Source organism: Microbacterium sp. 05N427 (assembly GCF_056397105.1).
The window spans coordinates 168343-185443 of sequence record NZ_JBFTMT010000010.1; the positions used below are offsets into that span (position 1 = coordinate 168343).

A 17101-nucleotide genomic window follows, 5' to 3' on the forward strand; every position below is an offset into this window, starting at 1 on the left:
CGCGAGACGCTCGATGACGGTGCGCATCGAAAGCATCGCGCACCCCGGTTAGCGTGAGGCCGCGCCGTGTCGTTGCGCGGCCTGAACTCCGAGGAGAGCACGTGTCGGACTACTTCGATCGCACCGCAGACAAGACCTTCACCCGCGTCTACAAGCGCGAGACGCCCGACATCCTTGCGGCGTTCGCGGCGTTCGACCAGGCGGTCTTCGCCGCGGAGGGGCGCGCGATCCCGCTGAAGTTCCGCGAGCTGATCGCCCTGGCGGTGGGGATCACGACGCAGTGCGCGTACTGCATCGACGGGCATGCGCAGAATGCGGTGCGTGCGGGCGCCACCGAGGCAGAGCTCGCCGAGGCCGCCTGGGTCGCGACCGCCATCCGCGCGGGAGGCGGGTATGCGCACGGCCGACTCGCCTTCAAGCTCGCCGGCGACGCCCGTGTCGAGCACGAGCACGAGCACGGAGCCGGGCAGTGACCATCCCGTCACCTGTCGAGACCGAGTCCCTCGACCTCATCCGAGACCTCATCCGCATCGACAGCGTCAACACCGGCGATGCTGCCACCATCGGGGACGGCGAGACCCGGGCGGCGCTGTTCGTGAAGCAGAAGCTCGAGGAGGTGGGGTATCACGTCGACTTCATCGAGCCGCGTCCCGGCCGTGCGAGCGTCGTCGCTCGGCTGGCCGGGTCGGATCCGGATACCGGGGGCCTGGTGGTGCACGCGCACCTCGATGTCGTGCCCGTCGTGGAGGCGGACTGGACCCATCCGCCGTTCGGCGCGGAGATCCACGACGGCATCCTGTACGGGCGAGGGGCCGTCGACATGAAGAACTACGCGGGAACCATCCTCGCTCTCGCCCGGTCGTACCGCAGAGCGGGCGTCGTACCCCGCCGTGATCTCATCTTCGCGTTCTTCGCGGACGAGGAGGCAGGAGGCGTGTGGGGGGCGCGGTGGATCGTGCGCAACCGGCCCGACCTCTTCTCCGGCGCCACGGAGGCGATCAGCGAGGTCGGCGGCTTCTCGATCCCGCTCACCGACGAACGACGGGCCTACTTGGTGGCCACCGCCGAGAAGGGCGTCACGTGGGCCACGCTGACCGCTCGCGGACACGCTGCCCACGGCTCGCGTCCGACAGCGGACAACGCCGTGGTCCGCTTGTCCCGTGCCGTCGCAGCCGTGGGGGCGCACCGTTTCCCGGTCGTGGCGAGCCCCGCCTTGAAACGCTTCCTGCAGGTTTTCGGCGAGCACCGCGGGATCCGTTTCACAGATGACGGCCTGGACGACGAGCTCGCCGGGCTCGGATTCGTCTCCTCGATCGTCACGGCCTCGGCGCGCAACACCGTCTCGCCGACGGTGCTGAGCGCCGGTGGCAAGACCAACGTGATCCCTGCTGAGGCCACGGCACGTCTCGACATCCGCGTGCTGCCGGGGGCGGATGCCTCGCTGACGGAAGAGCTGGCCGATCTCATCGGCGATGACGTGGAGCTCTCCTGGGGGCGCCCGATACCCGCGATCGAGTCACCGATCGACTCCCCGCTGTTGACGGTGCTCCAGGACGCGATAGCGACGGAGGACCCGGATGCTCTCGTCGTCCCCTATCTGCTGCCGGCGAGCACCGACAACAAGCACCTGGCACAGCTCGGCATCCACGGCTACGGGTTCGTGCCGCTGCGGGTTCCGGCCGACTTCGACGTCTTCGGAGAATTCCACGCCGCGGACGAGCGCATCTCCGTGGACGCGCTCTACTTCTCGACGCGCGTCACGGATCACATCCTCCGAAACGCCTGAACCGACCTGCCGGCGGGGCGCCGATCGTCGCGTATCGGCCGATTGCCGCGTATGTATCCCGACTGTCGAGGGCCCCAGGGCTGCTCATACCGTGACTTCACGCAGCACGCCCTGTGCTGAGGGAATCACGAGGGAACATCATGACCGACATCGCCGCACCGCTTCTCGGCCATTCGGTCGACCATGAGCCGAATCGTCCGAAGGATCGGACTCGGGACAGGGTCGACATCGGCGCCGTCCCTGTGGTGCCCACCCGACATTGGTGGCGCTGGACATTCGCTGCGATCATCCTCTTCGTCGTGGCGCAGTTCGGCTGGAGCCTCATCACGAACAGCCGCTACGAGTGGGACACGTTCGCCGAGTACTTCTTCTCGGGCCCGGTCCTCATCGGGATCGGCTACACGCTCGCGATCACCGCTGTCTCGGCGATCGTCGGCTTCGTGCTCGGCACGATCATCGCGCTGGGGCGACTGTCGAAGTCCGCGCTGCTGAGTTCCTTCGCGTGGGCGTACGTCTGGTTCTTCCGTTCGGTGCCGCTGGTCGTGCAGATCATCGTCTGGTACAACCTCGGCTACCTGTACCCGAAGCTGGGGCTCGGCACGCCGTTCACCACCGACTTCTGGATCGTGGAGTTCCCCACCGTCCAGCTGGTCAGCGCGTTCGCCGCGGCCATCCTGGGCCTGGGACTGCACCAGGCCGCGTATTCGGCCGAGATCATCCGGGGAGGTCTGCTCTCCGTCGACCAGGGACAGTCCGAGGCGGCCGCAGCCCTCGGCATCCCGGCGGGCAGACGGCTGTTCCGGATCATCCTGCCGCAGGCGGCGCGCTCCATCGTCCCGAACGCGACCAACGAGGTCATCGGCCTCGTCAAGGGCGCCTCCGTCGTGTTCGTGATCGCGATCCCCGAGCTCTTCTACGCGGTGCAGGTCATCTACAACCGCAACAGCCGGGTCATCCCCCTGCTCCTGGTCGCCGTCGTCTGGTACACGATCATCACCACGATCCTCAGCATCGCGCAGTTCTACATCGAGCGGCACTTCGCGCGCGGTTCCGCACGGGCGCTGCCGCCCACCCCTCTGCAGCAGGCGCGGCGCTGGGTGAGCGGGCAATGGGCCCGGCTCGGCGATGATCCGGGACCAGTCGATGCCGCGATCCGCTCCATCGGAAAGGCGAGCTCATGAGCACCGTCACCGCAGGGACCGTGACCAGCGGACTCGTCGAGATCCACAACGTCCACAAGAGCTTCGGCGGGGTCAAGGTGCTGTCCGGCATCGACCTCACGGTGCAACCGGGGGAGGTCGTGGTACTGCTGGGGCCGAGCGGTTCGGGCAAGTCGACGCTGCTGCGCACGATCAACCATCTGGAGAGCGTGGATCGCGGCTCGGTCACCGTGGACGGCGAGCTGATCGGCTACGAGCTGCGCGGCGAGAAGCTGCATGAGCTGCACGAGCGGGAGATCCTGCGGCGCCGTACGCAGGTGGGGATCGTCTTCCAGCACTTCAATCTGTTCCCGCACCTCACTGCGCTGGAGAACATCGTGGAAGCGCCGATCGCGCTGAAACGGCTGGCCGCCTCCGACGCCAGGGAGCTCGCCCTCGGTCTGCTCGATCGGGTCGGCCTCGCCGACAAGGCCGACGCCTACCCCCGGCAGCTCTCCGGGGGTCAGCAGCAGCGCGTCGCGATCGCTCGCGCACTCGCCCTGAAACCGAAGGTGCTGCTGTTCGATGAGCCGACCAGTGCGCTGGATCCCGAACTCGTCGGCGAGGTTCTCGAGGTCATCAGCGACCTCGCCCGGTTCGGCACGACGCTCATCATCGTCACCCACGAGATCGGCTTCGCCCGCCAGGTCGCCGACCGCGTCATCTTCCTCGATCACGGAACCGTGGTCGAGGAAGGACGCCCCGCCGACGTCCTGGACCGTCCGAAGCATCCTCGCACCCGAGAGTTCCTGGCCAAAGTCCTGAACTGACCCGCACGACCCGAACGCGGCACGGCCGCATCACCGCAAGGAGCAAGAAAGCATGGCAATCAGCAAGAAGCAGCGGGTGGTCATCGGCGCCGCCGCGATCGCGGTCGCGGCGATCGTCGCGGTCGTCGCCGTCGTCGCCCTCAACCGGCCGGCGGCGGCGACCGCGGCCGACAGCACCCCCGGGCCCACGACGACCTCGACGAAAGTCTCGGCCGACAACGTCCCCTGGGTCGAAGGAGACGTCGTCCCGAAGGCGGTCGAAGCGCTCAAGAAGAGCGGTTTCACACCCGTCGAGCCGGGCAAGCTCACCGTCGCCGTCGGCGCCTTCGTGCCGCCGCTCAGCTATGTCCCGGATGGGAAGACCCTGCCTGCCGGCACGGAGCCGAACATCGGCAGCCTGATCGCGCAGGGACTCGGCCTGAAGTACAACCCGGTGGTCGTCGCCTGGGCCGATTGGCCGCTCGGGATCCAGTCCGGCAAGTACGACCTCATCACCTCGAACGTGACCGTCACCGAGGCGCGCAAAGAGCTCTTCGACTTCGCCAGCTACCGCCAGGATCTGCTCGGCTTCTACGTGAAGTCCGACAGCACCATCACCAAGATCGAGAAGGCCGCGGACATCTCCGGCCTGAAGATCGTCGTCGGCTCCGGCACCAACCAGGAACAGGTGCTGCTGAAGTGGAATGACGAGCTCAAGACCGCGGGGAAGGCGCCGGYCGACCTGCAGTACTACGACGACAACGCGGCGGCGACCCTGGCACTGCAGTCCGGTCGTGTCGATGCGACCTTCGGCCCGAACGCCGCCTCCGCATGGTCGGCCAGGGAGACCGGCGACACCAAGCTCGTGGGAATCGTTCCCGGCGGTTGGCCGCTGTCCGCTGCGATCGCGGCGGGAACGGCGAAGGGCAACGGGCTCATCGAGCCCGTTGACATCGTCCTCAACGAACTCATCGCGAACGGCAAGTACACGCAGGTGCTCAAGGGATGGGGACTCGACTCGGAGGGAGTCGAGAAGTCGGAGATCAACCCGCCAGGGCTGCCCAAGTCCTGACCTCGAGGTGCGGGCCGGCGGCAGACGCCGGCCCGCACCTTCCCGCATATCCGCATCCGAGAAAGACGAACTCATGACCAACCGCGCACCGCTCAGCATCCTCGAGCTCTCCCCGTTCGGCGAAGGGTCGACTGCGGGCCAAGGGCTTCGGGACACGATCACGCTCGCGAAGACCGCAGAGCGACTCGGCTACCACCGTTTCTGGCTCGCTGAGCATCACCTCAACCCCGGCGTCGCCGGCGCTGCCCCGCATGTGCTCCTCGCCGCCATCGCCGCCGCGACCGAACACATCAGAATCGGCACCGCCGCGACCATCATCGGCAACTATTCCGCCCTCCAGGTCGTCGAGGCCGCCGGTATCGTCGCCGCCCTCCACCCGGGACGCCTCGATCTCGGGATCGGCCGGTCCGGATCCACGTCGCACCCCTCACCGCCGAGCGCACCGAAGTCTGCGGAGTCCCGCCTCGTCGATGGCCTTCTGCTGCCCGCCGCGAGACCGTTCGCCTTCGACTCGGCCCGATTCTCCGCGCAGGCCAGGCTGCTGCGTCGCACCGCAGGCGACSCCGACAGGTTCGAGCAGGACGTGCACGACATCCTCGCCCTCATCGAGGGCACCTACATCGCGCCGGAGGGCGTTCCGATCCACGCGACGCCGGCCGAGGGACAGGACATCCAGGTGTGGCTGCACGGCAGCACCGCAGGGATCAGCGCCGAGCTCGCGGGGCGTCTCGGGCTGCCGTTCGGTGCCAATTTCCACGTCGCGGGGAGTTTCGTGCTCGACGCCGTGGAGGCCTATCGGCGCGCCTTCCGCCCCGGTGCGATCGCCGAGCCACGGGTGATCGTCTCGGCCGATGTTCTGGTCGCGGACACGGCTGCCGAAGCGGAGCGCCTCGGCCTGGGTTACGCCGAATGGGTGCACAGCATCCGTGCCGGGCAGGGCGCGATCGCCTACCCGCGTCCCGACGATGCGTTCGTCGCGCCCTTCTCGGCTGACCTTCTCGAAGTGGTCGGCGACCGCCTGGACACCCGTTTCGTCGGGGATGCGGAAAGCGTCGTCGAACGCCTCGACACCCTGCAGCGTGTGACGGGTGCCGATGAGCTGCTGCTCACCACGATCACGCACGACCCCGAGGACCGCGCGCGCTCGTTCACGCTGCTCGCCGATGCGTGGGGCGTCGCGAACGGCGCTCGCCGCTCCCTCGAGGCATCGGTCGGTCGGTAGGGAGCACGACTCGGCGCCGTCCGCGTGTTCGCAGACGGCGCCGAGTCTCTTGCGCTCAGATCGATCCGGCCCGAGGGAGCAACCCTTCGGCGGAGACTTCTCCGTGCACACGTCGGTCCGGCGTCTGCTCTCCGGCCGTCACTGCGATGCGGAGCCGGTTCTCGGCGGGCGGCAGCGGGCAGGTGGCGAAGTCCGTGTACGCGCACGGCAGGTTCGTCGCGCGGTTGAAGTCGATCACGGTCGTGTCGGATCCCTCGACGACCTCGAAAGACACGGTCCGGTTCGCGGCGTAGGTGGTGACGCCGCTGGTCTCGTCGGTGAACAGCGCGAACAGGGATCCGGGCTGGTGGCCGTCGAAGGCCAGAAGCCGGAACGGTTCCCCGTCGCGCACGAACTCGACGTAGCCCGGAGAGTCGTACACGTGGCTGAGCCCGTCCACGGCCGCGCCGACCTCGATCGCCCTCGGCGCCACGAACCGGACGAATCGGGCCGGGATCCGCCACCTCGGATCCGGCGGGTAGGAGGCGGTCCCCGCGTAGGCGGAGAGGAACGGGAAGTCGGGTCGGCGCGGACGCAGGATGTCCCGTCCGCCGCGCTTCGCGACTTCGACGACACCTCCGTCGAAGCCGACCGTCACGCCGCCACGCTCGAGGAGGGGCCCGAACGCATGCGTCTGGGTCACGTCGACGCCGTCGACCGTCAGAGTTTCGTCGTCTGCGAGGACGACGACGGGGCCGGTGACTCCGGTGAACCATTCGCCGGGCAGGCCGGGGAGGCGGCTCGGCTCCGCCGTCAGCCAGAACAGTCCGACGACGGCGAGGAATCCGTGCGGATCGGCACGGCGCGCTTCGTGCTCGTCGTGCCAGCGCCTCCACTCGTGCGCGAACAGGTCCTGCGTCTGCGGCGATGCCGTCTCGGCCGTGGACGGGAGCGTCATCGTGCCTCCTCCGTAGCCGCGGAGAGGAGCTCCTCGGAACGTGCAGGCAGAGGCAGGTGCAGGTTCGCGCGAAGAGTCGTGCCGTCGTACTCGCCGCGCAGCGAACCGCGTTCCTGCAGCAACGGCACGACCCGGTCGACGAACTCGTCGAGCCCGGACGGAACGAGGTGGGATCCGAGGACCACTCCGTCTCCGCCGTCCTCCTGCACGAAGGCGTCGAGTTGATCGGCGATCTGCGCGGCGGTGCCCACGTACCCGGGGCCACGGCTGATCTCGTGCGCGAGCCCGCGAAGTGTGAGACCGCGCTCGTCGGCGAGCTCGCGCCAGGTGCGCACCGTCTCGAACCGATCCTGGAACACGAACGCGCGGCCCTGGATGATCGCCGGCGCGTCGGGATCCGGGTCCACATCCGGCAGCGGTCCGTCGGGATCGTAGGCCGACAGGTCGCGGTTCCACACCTGTTCGAACGTCACCTGGATGGTCTTGTCCGTCAGCTGCTGCTCGAGGATGTGGCGTGCCTTCTCCTCGGCGTCCTTCGTCGAATCCCCGATCACGAATCCGGCCGCCGGCAGGATCTTGATCTCATCCGGTCCGCGACCGAACCGGGCGGCGCGCTCCTTGATGTCTGCGGAGAACGCCTTGCCTTCGGCGAGCGTCGCGTAGGGGGAGAAGATGGCGTCGGCGGTGGAGGCCGCGAAGTCGCGACCCTGCGGCGAGACCCCGGCCTGCACGATCACCGGGCGGCCCTGCGGGCTGCGTGGCACCGTGAAGCGGCCTGCGATGTCGAACTGCGTGGTGGACTGGACGAATGAGCCGGTGTCGGCGTCCGCGAGGAAGGCCCCTGTCGCCTTGTCCGCGACGATCGCCTCCTCCGCCCAGGAGTCCCACAGCCGACGGACGGCCGCGACGGTCTCCTCAGCCCGCACGTAGCGTTCGCTGTGCGGAAGGAAGCCGCCGCGGCGGAAGTTCGCGCCGGTGAACGCGTCGAACGAGGTGACGACGTTCCACCCGGCCCGGCCACCGGACAGGTGATCCAGGCTGGCGATCTGGCGGGCGAGCTCGTACGGTTCGTTGAAGGTGGTGTTCAGCGTGCCCACCAGGCCGATGTGGTCGGTCACCGCGGCCAGCGCGGCCAGCACGGCGAGCGTGTCAGGGCGGCCGGCGATGTCGTGGTCGAAGAGGCGGCCGGCCCGGGCACGCAGAGCGAGCCCCTCCGCGAGGAAGAAGTAGTCGAAGCGCCCGCGCTCGGCCGTCTGCGCGACGTGCCGGAACGTGGAGAAGTCGATCTGACTGCCTGCATCCGGGTGCTCCCACAGGGTGTGTTCGTTGACTCCGCCGACGTACGCGGCGAGGATGATCTGCTTGCGTGCTCTTGTGGTCATGATGTGCTCCTCTGATCGGTCAGACGCCGGCGTAGCGACTGGGAACGTGCTCCGGCAGGCCGAGCAGCCCGCGCAGGGTGTCCGCCTCGTAGGCGTCGTGGAAGAGGCCGCGTTCACGGAGCTCCGATGCGAGCCCGCCTGCGATGCGCGGCAGATCGTCGGTCAGGACGCCGGGGCGCAGCCGCACCCCGGCGTATCCGACGGCCCCGAGCTGGGCGATGAGGTCGGCGAGCTCGGACGCGGAGCCGGTGAAGATCCGGGCGTCGCTCGTGAGCGGACGGCCGAGGGCATCGAGACGCCGAAGCCGATCGGCGGCGCTCTCCCCATCCGGATCGTCGAGGAACACCACGAAGTCGGCGAAGACCTGCAGCGGGTCGCCCTCGCGTCCCTCCGCGGCGGCGGCGACGTCGTCCAGGATCCGCTCCGCCTGTGCCGCGTCGGCCGGGGTGACGAAGACGAGGTCGGCGGAACGGGCGGCGAGCCGGTAGGGGACCTCGGCGTGCGCAAGGGCGGCGACGACGGGTTGGCCCTGGGGCGAGCGCGGTGTGATCGAGGGTCCCCGGACGCTGAACCAGCGGCCTTCGAAGTCGATCTCGTGCACCTTGTCCGCATCGAGGAACCGGTCGGTGGCGACGTCGCGGATCTCGGCGTCATCCTCCCAGCTGTCCCAGAGCCGTCGAACGACCTCCACCGCATCGGCGGCCTCGTCGAAGAGTTCGCCGACCAGGGCGTCGAAAGCCGGATCGCCCCAGAGGACCTGGTCCCCGGGGTGCGTGCGGCGACCGAAATGGGCGGCTTCGTCGGCGCGCCCGGACACCTTGACCTGCCATCCGGCGCGCCCTTCGCTCGCGAAGTCCAGGGTGGCGATGCCCGTGGAGACATGGAACGGCTCGGTGTGCGTGGTCGTCACTGTCGGGATCAGCCCGATGCGGGACGTGACGGGCGCGACTCGGGAGGCGATCAGCAGCGCATCCAGACGTCCGCGCACCTCGTCGGTGCGATCGCCTTCACCGACGGGCTCCGAGGATTGCAGCGCAAGGGAGTCCTCGATGGTGACGAAATCGAGGAGCCCGTCCTCCGCCGTGCGGACGAGGTCGGTCCAATATCTGGGAGTGAACAGCTCGGTGGGCCGCGACGATGGCTCCCGCCACGCCGCAGGGTGCCAGCCGGCGCCTTCGAGGGCGACGCCGATGCGAAGTCGTGAACTCATGATGTGCTCCTTGTCTGGGATGGTCGAGGGGGCGAAGCGCTAGGCGGCAGCCGAGGCGAAGGCTGCAGCTGTCGGCACCCAGCCGAGGCGGGGCAGGACCGCGTGGCGGATGTCGGAGAGGATCTGCCGGTAGTCGTCGAGGGAAAGTGCGTACGGCAGCGCGATGCGCAGTTCCGTGCGGCCGTCGATCGAGGGATCCGACGCGAGGCGATCGACGATCTCCTCGGCGGTGCCGAACAGATCCCGCTGGAAGAGGTGTCCGTTCGTGGGCTGCTCGGTACGCGCCTGCCTGCTCTCCGCGAACGCGGCGTAGCGCTCGCGCTGACCGCTCGAGGCGCTGTCGAGCGGAAGGATGACCCGCTCGACGCCGACTGACGGTGTGCCGGTGCCGGCGAAGTGCGCGTAGTACTCGTCGATGTGGGCGCGCTGAGCGACCTCGAAGGTGTCGGATCCCCCGGCGGCCGTGATGTTCCCGAGCAGGAGCTTGAGCCCCTGCCCGGCGGCCCAGAGCACCGAGCGGGCCGAGCCGCCTCCGAGCCAGACCCGATCCCGGAGACCTGCGATATGGGGTTGCACTCGCGGGGTCTGCGGACCATAGGGTGTGGGGATGTCCGCGCCGAGGCTGTGGCCCTCCAGCGCCTCGAGGAAGCGTCCGATCAGGACGTAGGGGTCGATGTCGTCCTCGTTCTCGACGCGGCCGAGACCCCGGAGCAGCGCGCCGTGCGGCGCGGAGGAGCTGACCCCGACGTTGAGCCGGCCCTTCGACAGGGCATCGACCGTGCCGAAGTCCTCGGCCAGCCGGAACGGCGTCTCGTAGCCGAGCGGCACCACCGCCGTCTCCAGACGGATCCTCTCGGTGCGCTGCGTGGCCGCGGCGAGGAAGGTCAGCGCCGACGAGACGCCGCGCTCGAGATGACGCTGGCGGATCCCGGCCACCTGCAGACCGATCTCCTCGGCGAACTCGAACAGCCGCAGCGTGTCCTCGAGACCGGCCGCGGGATCGGCCTCCGGATAGTTCCCCGCCAGGGTGAAACCGGCGGAGCTGATGGTCGCGGCGCCCATCAGCGGGCGCCCTTCCAGGCGGAGACCAGGGTGTCCAGGCGCGAGTCCGCCCCGAGGCGGATCCCGTGCACGGTGGACTGGGTCGACAGGATCGAGGTCAGCTCGTGCACCGGGATCTGGTAGTACTGCGACGCGATGCGCGCCTGCGCCTCGGCGAGGATCTTGTCGCGGGCAGCGGGATCTCCCGAGGCCAGCTGACCCTGCAACAGTGCCTCGAGGGCAGGGTCATCGATGTGCAGCTTCGTGGTGGCCTTGGAGTACTGGGTGCGCAACACATCCCCATCGGCGCGGGAGAGGTTGCCCCACACGATGTCGAAGTCGCCCGACGCCTGCTTCGCGAGGAATTCGGGGACGGTGCTGCCGGCGAGCACGACGTCGATGCCGACCTGCTTGAGCTGCTGCTGGATCAGTTCGAGCGACGTCTGGTTCGGCCCGAAGTTCGTGATCCATGCCAGCTGCAGCGTCAGGGGAGTGCCGTCCTTCGTGCGGATCCCGCCCGCCCCCTTGGTCCACCCGGCCTTGTCGAGGATTGCTCCGGCATGTTTGGGGTCGTACGAGAAATGCGTTCCTTCGTCGGCCCAGGACGGCGTGTTCTTCGCGAGTGTGCTCGTGGCCACGTGGAAGAGCTTGTTCAATGCGGTGTCTCGCACGACGGTGGGGTCGATCGCCGCAGAGATGGCCTCCCGTACGGCGATGTCCGAGACGATGGGGCGGGCGAGGTTGAAGGAGAGCCCGAAGCTGATGCCCGGATTGCCCCGGGAGATCAGCGGGTAGCCGGAGTCCTGAAGCGTCTTCACGTCGGTGGGCTGAACGCCGCCGATGACATCGACCTGGTTGCTGGTCAGGCTGCCGGTGCGTACGCCCGCCTCGGGCGCGACCTGGAACGTCACGGTGTCCAGGTGGGCGCGACCGGTGTTGCCGAGCGCCTTGGGCGCCCAGGCGTAGTTCTTGCGGGCGGAGAGGACTGTCGCGACGTTCTTGGTGTAACTGTCGAGCGTGAACGGACCGGTGCCGACGATGGCCTTGCCGTCGGAGCGACTGGCGAAGGGCGCGGCGAGGGTGGCGTTGCCGACGATGCCCAGACCGACGCTGGCTGTCGAGTTCGGGAACGCGGCGTTCGGGGTGCTGAAGTCGACCTCGACGGTGTCGTCGTCGATCACCCTGGTCTCCTTGTAGCCGACGAAGTTGCTGCTGGTCTGCGTCAGCGCCCCCGCGGCCAGGATGTCGTCGAAGGTGGACTTGACGTTGGCCGCGGTGAACGGCGTGCCGTCGGAGAAGGTGACGCCGTGGCGCAGCTCGAAGGTGAACGATGTCGCGTCGGCGTTGCTCTTGTACGAGGTGGCGAGCCACGGCTCGAGCGTGCCGGTCTCGGGGTTCTGGTAGAGCAGGGAGTCGACCAGCTGTCGGGTGACGTACCAGGTGTCGTTGCCGGAGCCGATCCCGGACGGGTTCAGCGAGATCGGGTCGTTCGCGATCGCAAAGGTGAGTTCTCCGCCGTTGACGGGCGCAGCGGCATCGCTCTTCGTCGATCCGGCGGGCCCGGGGACCGAGCAGGCGCTGAGAACGAGGCCGGCGGTGACGGCGATCGAGGCGAGCACGGTGGTGCGCAGGCGCAGGCGCAGGGCGGCTCGCGGGTGCGGCGCCGTTCGGGTCGGGTTCATGGTGGCTCCTTGATAGGGGGTGCGGTGCAGTGCGGGACAGCGTGGGCTTCGGAGTGGGTACCGGTCAGAGCGGGATTCGCAGGCCGCCGGGGATCGCGTCGAGGAGGGTGCGGGTGTACTCGGTGCGCGGGCGGTCGAAGATCTCCTCGGTGGCGCCGGACTCCACGATGCGGCCGCGCTGCATGACGCCGACGGTGTGCGCGATCTGCCGGACGACGGCGAGGTCATGGGAGATGAAGAGGTAGCTGAGGCCGAACTCACGCTGGATGGTCCCGAGCAGGGTGAGGATCTGGTGCTGGATCGATACGTCGAGGGCGGAGACGGGCTCGTCCAGCACGATGAGATCGGGGGAGATCGCGAGAGCGCGGGCGATAGCGACACGCTGGCGCTGCCCGCCGGACAGCTCTGACGGTCTGCGATGCAGCACCGACGACGGGAGTGCGACGACATCGGCGAGTTCAGCGGCGCGGGCCCGGCGCTGAACCGGGTTTCCGAGGCGGTATGCGATCAGCGGGTCGCTGATGATCTGCTCGATCGTCAGCCGAGGGTTCAGCGCGGCATAGGGGTTCTGCTGCACCAGCTGGACGCGGCGGCGCACCTGCCGCAGATCCGAGCCGCGCAGCGCGGTGACGTCCGCGCCGTCGATCCGGACGGTTCCGGAAGTCGGGTCGGTGAGGCGCAGCGCCAACCGGGCGGTGGTCGTCTTCCCTGAACCCGATTCGCCGACCAGGGCGAGCGTCTGGCCCCGTTCGATCCGGAAGCCGACGCCGTCGACGGCGCGCTGCACGGCGCCGCCCGTCCCCGGCGCCGCGAATTCCTTCACCAGCGAGTCGACCTCCAGGACGGGTCCGCCGCCGGTCGGGCGCACGGCAGCGTCCCGGGGAGCGAAAGGGTCGCCGGGACGCCCGCGCAGCACGTTCGGCGCCGCAGCGTCGACGAGCGCAGGTTCCTGAGGCGCGCTCAGGCCGGGGGCGGCCGCGATCAGCTGGCGGGTGTACGGGTGCTTCGGCGCCCGCAGCACCCGCTCGGGGGTGCCTTCCTCGACGATCCCGCCCTGAGACATCACGATGATGCGGTCGGCCCGGTCCGCCGCCACGCGGAGATCATGCGTGATGAGCAGCAGGCTCGCGCCGCGTTCGCGCTTGAGGTCGTCGAGGTGGTCGAGGATCTGTCGCTGCACGGTGACATCGAGAGCGCTCGTCGGCTCATCGGCGATGATCAGCTGCGGATCGGCGGCGATGGCGATCGCGATGAGGACGCGCTGACGCATCCCGCCGGACAGCTCATGCGGATACTGCCGGGCACGCAGCGCCGCATCGGGGAGCCCCGCGCGCTCCAGCGCGCGCACCGCCTGCTCCATGGCATCGCGCCGGTCGGCGAGCCCGTGCACCCGCAGCACCTCCGCGACCTGCGTGCCGATCCGCTGCACGGGATTGAGGCTCACGGCGGGATCCTGCGGCACGAACCCGATTCGGCGGCCGCGCACGGAACGAAGGACGGCGTTCGGCGCCGTGGCCAGGTCGATCCCATCGAAGCGGATGGCACCGGAGGCGATGTCCGCCGCACCGGGGAGCAGGCGGATCACGGCGTGCACGGTCGTCGACTTGCCGGATCCCGATTCACCGACGATCGCGACGGTCTCGCCGGGCGCGACCGACAGGCTCACGTCGCGCACCGCTTCGACGCGTCCGCGCGCCGTTCGGTACGTCACTGACAGGGCCTCGATCTCCAGCAGAGGCGTCTGCGCGTTCATGATCCGGCCGTCCGTTCGGTGTCGAGCCCGCGCGCCAGCCGGTTCGCGGCGAGCACGGTGAGGGCGATGACGAGCCCGGGGAATGTGGTGAGCCACCAGGCGTTGCGGAGGAAGTCACGACCGCCGGACACCAGGGCACCCCATTCGGGCGCGGGGGCCGGGGCGCCGTATCCGAGGAAGCTCAGCGCGGAGACGGCGAGGATCGCGCCGCCGAACTCGAGCACGCCGAGCGCGATCACGGGCCCGGAGGAATTGGGCAGGACGTGTCGGAGGAGAACCCTGGTCCCGCTGTTCCCCGATGCGCGCGCGGCCTCGACGTATGCGGAGCTGCGCACCTTGATGACCTCTGCGCGCATGATGCGCGACACGGAGGCGACACTGGCGACGCCGATGGCGATCGCCACGTTGATGGTGCCGAAGCCCAGAGCGGTGATGACGGCGAGCGAGAGCAGCAGACTCGGGATCGCGAGGAGCACGTCGGCCGCCCGCATGAGGATGGCGTCGGTCCGGCCACCGGCGAACCCGCTCAGCAGACCGATCGCGGAGCCCGCGATCAGGCCGACGGCTACCGCCAGCGACGCGGCGCTGATCGTCAGCGAGGTGCCGTGCACCACCCTGGTGTAGAGGTCGCGCCCGATCTGGTCGCTGCCGAACCAGTGCACGGCGGAGGGCGCCTGGAGGTGTTCGGCAGGCACACCGGCGAGCGGATCGCCGGGAGCGAGCACAGCCGGCCCGAGCGCGGCGACGATCACGACAACGAGCCAGAGCAGCGAGAGGACGGCTGCCGGTCGCCGAGCGAACCGGTTCCGCCCGCGCGGAGCGGATGCCTCCGGCCCGCGGTGCGAGGTCCGCTCTGCGACCGCGTCGTCGAATCGATTCCCGGCGGTCCCGCCGAAACCGTCCGTGGGATGCTGAGTGCCATCGGGGAGGAGGGCAACAGTGTCACTCATCGGACTTCCTCCAGGACGGCATCGGTGACGAAGGCGGGGGCCCCGGTGGAGACGGAGACCGTCGTGTGGTGCGCGGAGCGTGAGCGACGCCGTCGACGCGGCGGCGACGTCAGGTCGATGCGCGCGTCCAGGAGCGGATAGATCAGATCCACGATGAGGTTGACGACGACGAAGACGAGGGCGGCGAAGAGCACGACGCCCTGGACCACGGGGATGTCCTGCTGCTGAACCGCCGTTGCTGTGACCCGGCCGATGCCTGGACGTGAGAAGACCGTCTCGGTGACGACCGTGCCGCTGAGCAACTGACCGACGATGAGGCCCGTCACCGTCAGCGCAGGAAGCGCGGCGTTGCGCAACGCGTGCCGCAGATGGATCCGAGCACGGCCCGCGCCCTTGGCGAGAGCGGTGTCGATGTAGGGCTCATGGAGCGCGGCCGTCAGGCTCTTCGACAGCAGCTGGGCGATCATCGCTCCGGTCGGCAACGCGAGAGCGATGGACGGGAGGACGAGGGAGGCGAAGCCGCGGTCTCCCATCGCGGGGAACAGCGGCAGCTGGAACGAGAACAGCTGGATGAGGATCAACCCGAACCAGAAGGCGGGGATCGCGACGCCGAGCGGGGGGAGGCCCAGCAGGAACGTCGACAGTGCGCGGCTGCGCACGAACGTCGCGAACACGGCGAGCGAGGCGCCGGTGAGGACCGCGATCAGGAGGCCGAGGCCGGCGAGCTGCAGGGTCGGAGGGATCGCCTCGCCGATCACCTGCGACACGGGGCGCCCCGTGTCGATCGACGCGCCGAGATCGCCCGTCAGTACGCCGCCGAGGCGCAGGAAGTACTGCACGACGAGGGGCTGGTTGAGGCCGTACCTCGCTTTCAGCACAGCGAGCTGCTCCGGCGTGACGTCGCTGGCATCACCGCCGGTCTTGAGCGCCACCGGATCGCTGGGCAGCGCGTAGAGCACGATGAACGACACCGTGTACGCGGCCCACAGCACGATCACTGCTTGGCCGAGTCTCGATGCGAGGTGGCGCGCGATGCTCCGTCGTGACGCGTCCGTGATCGACATCGGGGGTGCTCCTTTCGCTCTTCGTGGCATGGATCCGGCGGAGTCTGCGGGACGCGAGAGCTCCGTTCGAGCGATGCTTCCATCGGCGGCGGCACCGGTCGTGAGCAGGGGTCACGAGCTGATGCAGACGGTCAAGAACCGTCGTGCTCCGACACGCGGCGTTGCATCCTGTCACCGGGCGACACAGTCGGCGGGGCGGTCATCGCGAGCATCGGTGCTGTACTTACCGTGGGTGTCCTCGGCCCCCATTGAAGAGAAGAGAGAGGGATCCGCGTCATGGTTTCCGCATCCCCCAGCGACAACGTCCTCGACAATCCGGCGTGGCATGCACTGACCGGTCCGCACGCCTCCTTCGCGATCGGCGATGACGTGGTGCGCCGATACCCCGCCGACGTCGCGCCCTTCGTGGCGGCGCGCACCTGGGACGACCCCGGGGTCTGGCAGGCACTCGTCGAACTGGTCGGTCCCGGGCAGGAGATCGGTATCTCAGGGGCTGATCCCGACCTCCCGGACGGATGGGAGGAGCTCGGCCGAGGCGATGGGGTGCAGCTGGTGCAGACCGACGCGCTGCAGCCCCTCCCGGACGATGAGGCGATCGAACTGGGCACGGATGACGTGCCCGAGATGCTCGCGCTCGTCGAGCGGAACCAGCCGGGTCCGTTCCGTCCTCGCACCGTCGAGCTGGGTCGCTACATCGGGATCCGCCGCGGCGGTCGTCTCATCGCGATGGCGGGGGAGCGACTGCATCCTCAGGGCTGGACGGAGATCAGCGCGGTCTCGACGGATGCCGAATTCCGTGGTCAGGGCATCGCCTCCCGTCTCGTCCTCGATGTCGCCTTCCACATCCAGCGACGCGGTGACCAAGCGCTGCTGCACGCGGCGGCGTCGAACGTCGGAGCCATCCGCGTCTACGAGCGTCTGGGCTTCGCTCTGCGCCGGCACACCACCTTTCTCGCGGTGAGGACCCCCGTCGTCGCGGGCGGCCGTGTGCTCGTGGGCTGACGCGGCGTTCGGACAGGGTCATGACCCAATGACCCGCGTCTTCTGGGGGCGG

15 protein-coding genes are annotated in these 17101 nt (G+C 69.1%); 7 read left to right on the top strand and 8 right to left on the bottom strand.

All coding sequences use genetic code 11. The annotated features are described in order from the left end of the window. Positions 1–101: 101 nt before the first annotated feature. From AC1DG4_RS11755 to AC1DG4_RS11780, 6 genes are all read left to right on the top strand, one after another. Entirely contained in the window at positions 102–473 is a 372-nt protein-coding gene (locus AC1DG4_RS11755) for a carboxymuconolactone decarboxylase family protein (RefSeq protein WP_477378363.1), read from the top strand. Beyond that, the gene (locus tag AC1DG4_RS11760; protein WP_477378365.1) at positions 470–1786 is read left to right on the top strand and encodes a M20/M25/M40 family metallo-hydrolase; all 1317 of its coding nucleotides are present in this window, start codon (positions 470–472) and stop codon (positions 1784–1786) included. The genes AC1DG4_RS11755 and AC1DG4_RS11760 overlap by 4 nt, the downstream gene beginning before the upstream one ends. Positions 1787–1926: 140 nt before the next feature. Next, positions 1927–2967, top strand: a complete 1041-nt coding sequence (locus AC1DG4_RS11765; RefSeq protein ID WP_477378367.1) for an amino acid ABC transporter permease — start codon at positions 1927–1929, stop codon at positions 2965–2967. Then, a complete protein-coding gene (locus tag AC1DG4_RS11770; protein ID WP_477378369.1) occupies positions 2964–3755 on the top strand; it encodes an amino acid ABC transporter ATP-binding protein in 792 nt (263 codons plus the stop codon). The genes AC1DG4_RS11765 and AC1DG4_RS11770 overlap by 4 nt, the downstream gene beginning before the upstream one ends. Before the next feature lie 52 nt (positions 3756–3807). Further along, positions 3808–4806, top strand: a complete 999-nt coding sequence (locus tag AC1DG4_RS11775) for an ABC transporter substrate-binding protein (RefSeq protein ID WP_477421248.1) — start codon at positions 3808–3810, stop codon at positions 4804–4806. 73 nt (positions 4807–4879) lie between these two features. Then, positions 4880–6028, top strand: coding sequence for an LLM class flavin-dependent oxidoreductase (locus AC1DG4_RS11780; RefSeq protein WP_477421249.1), 1149 nt, complete (start codon positions 4880–4882; stop codon positions 6026–6028). 55 nt (positions 6029–6083) lie between these two features. Here AC1DG4_RS11780 and AC1DG4_RS11785 read toward each other — a convergent pair whose 3' ends face one another. The 8 genes from AC1DG4_RS11785 to AC1DG4_RS11820 form a co-directional block, all read right to left on the bottom strand. After that, complete coding sequence (locus AC1DG4_RS11785; RefSeq protein WP_477378374.1) at positions 6084–6965, bottom strand: DUF1684 domain-containing protein; 882 nt, start codon at positions 6963–6965, stop codon at positions 6084–6086. Continuing rightward, entirely contained in the window at positions 6962–8347 is a 1386-nt protein-coding gene (locus tag AC1DG4_RS11790) for an NtaA/DmoA family FMN-dependent monooxygenase (protein WP_477378376.1), read from the bottom strand. The genes AC1DG4_RS11785 and AC1DG4_RS11790 overlap by 4 nt, the downstream gene beginning before the upstream one ends. 19 nt (positions 8348–8366) lie before the next feature. After that, positions 8367–9557: an LLM class flavin-dependent oxidoreductase gene (locus AC1DG4_RS11795; protein ID WP_477378378.1), complete on the bottom strand. Its 1191-nt coding sequence runs from the start codon at positions 9555–9557 to the stop codon at positions 8367–8369. A 39-nt stretch (positions 9558–9596) separates the two neighbouring features. Continuing rightward, positions 9597–10619 (bottom strand): LLM class flavin-dependent oxidoreductase, encoded by a 1023-nt coding sequence (locus AC1DG4_RS11800; RefSeq protein WP_477378380.1) that lies wholly within the window; start codon positions 10617–10619, stop codon positions 9597–9599. Next, complete coding sequence (locus AC1DG4_RS11805; protein ID WP_477378382.1) at positions 10619–12280, bottom strand: ABC transporter substrate-binding protein; 1662 nt, start codon at positions 12278–12280, stop codon at positions 10619–10621. Before AC1DG4_RS11805 ends, AC1DG4_RS11800 begins: the two co-directional genes overlap by 1 nt. Before the next feature lie 64 nt (positions 12281–12344). Further along, complete coding sequence (locus AC1DG4_RS11810; RefSeq protein ID WP_477378384.1) at positions 12345–14033, bottom strand: dipeptide ABC transporter ATP-binding protein; 1689 nt, start codon at positions 14031–14033, stop codon at positions 12345–12347. Next, a complete protein-coding gene (locus AC1DG4_RS11815) occupies positions 14030–14983 on the bottom strand; it encodes an ABC transporter permease (protein WP_477378386.1) in 954 nt (317 codons plus the stop codon). Before AC1DG4_RS11815 ends, AC1DG4_RS11810 begins: the two co-directional genes overlap by 4 nt. Beyond that, on the bottom strand, positions 14980–16047 hold the full coding sequence (locus tag AC1DG4_RS11820) for an ABC transporter permease (protein WP_477378388.1): 1068 nt from the start codon (positions 16045–16047) through the stop codon (positions 14980–14982). Before AC1DG4_RS11820 ends, AC1DG4_RS11815 begins: the two co-directional genes overlap by 4 nt. 276 nt (positions 16048–16323) lie before the next feature. Here AC1DG4_RS11820 and AC1DG4_RS11825 point away from each other — a divergent pair, with 276 nt between their 5' ends. Next, a complete protein-coding gene (locus tag AC1DG4_RS11825; RefSeq protein ID WP_477378390.1) occupies positions 16324–17049 on the top strand; it encodes a GNAT family N-acetyltransferase in 726 nt (241 codons plus the stop codon). Positions 17050–17101 lie beyond the last annotated feature (52 nt).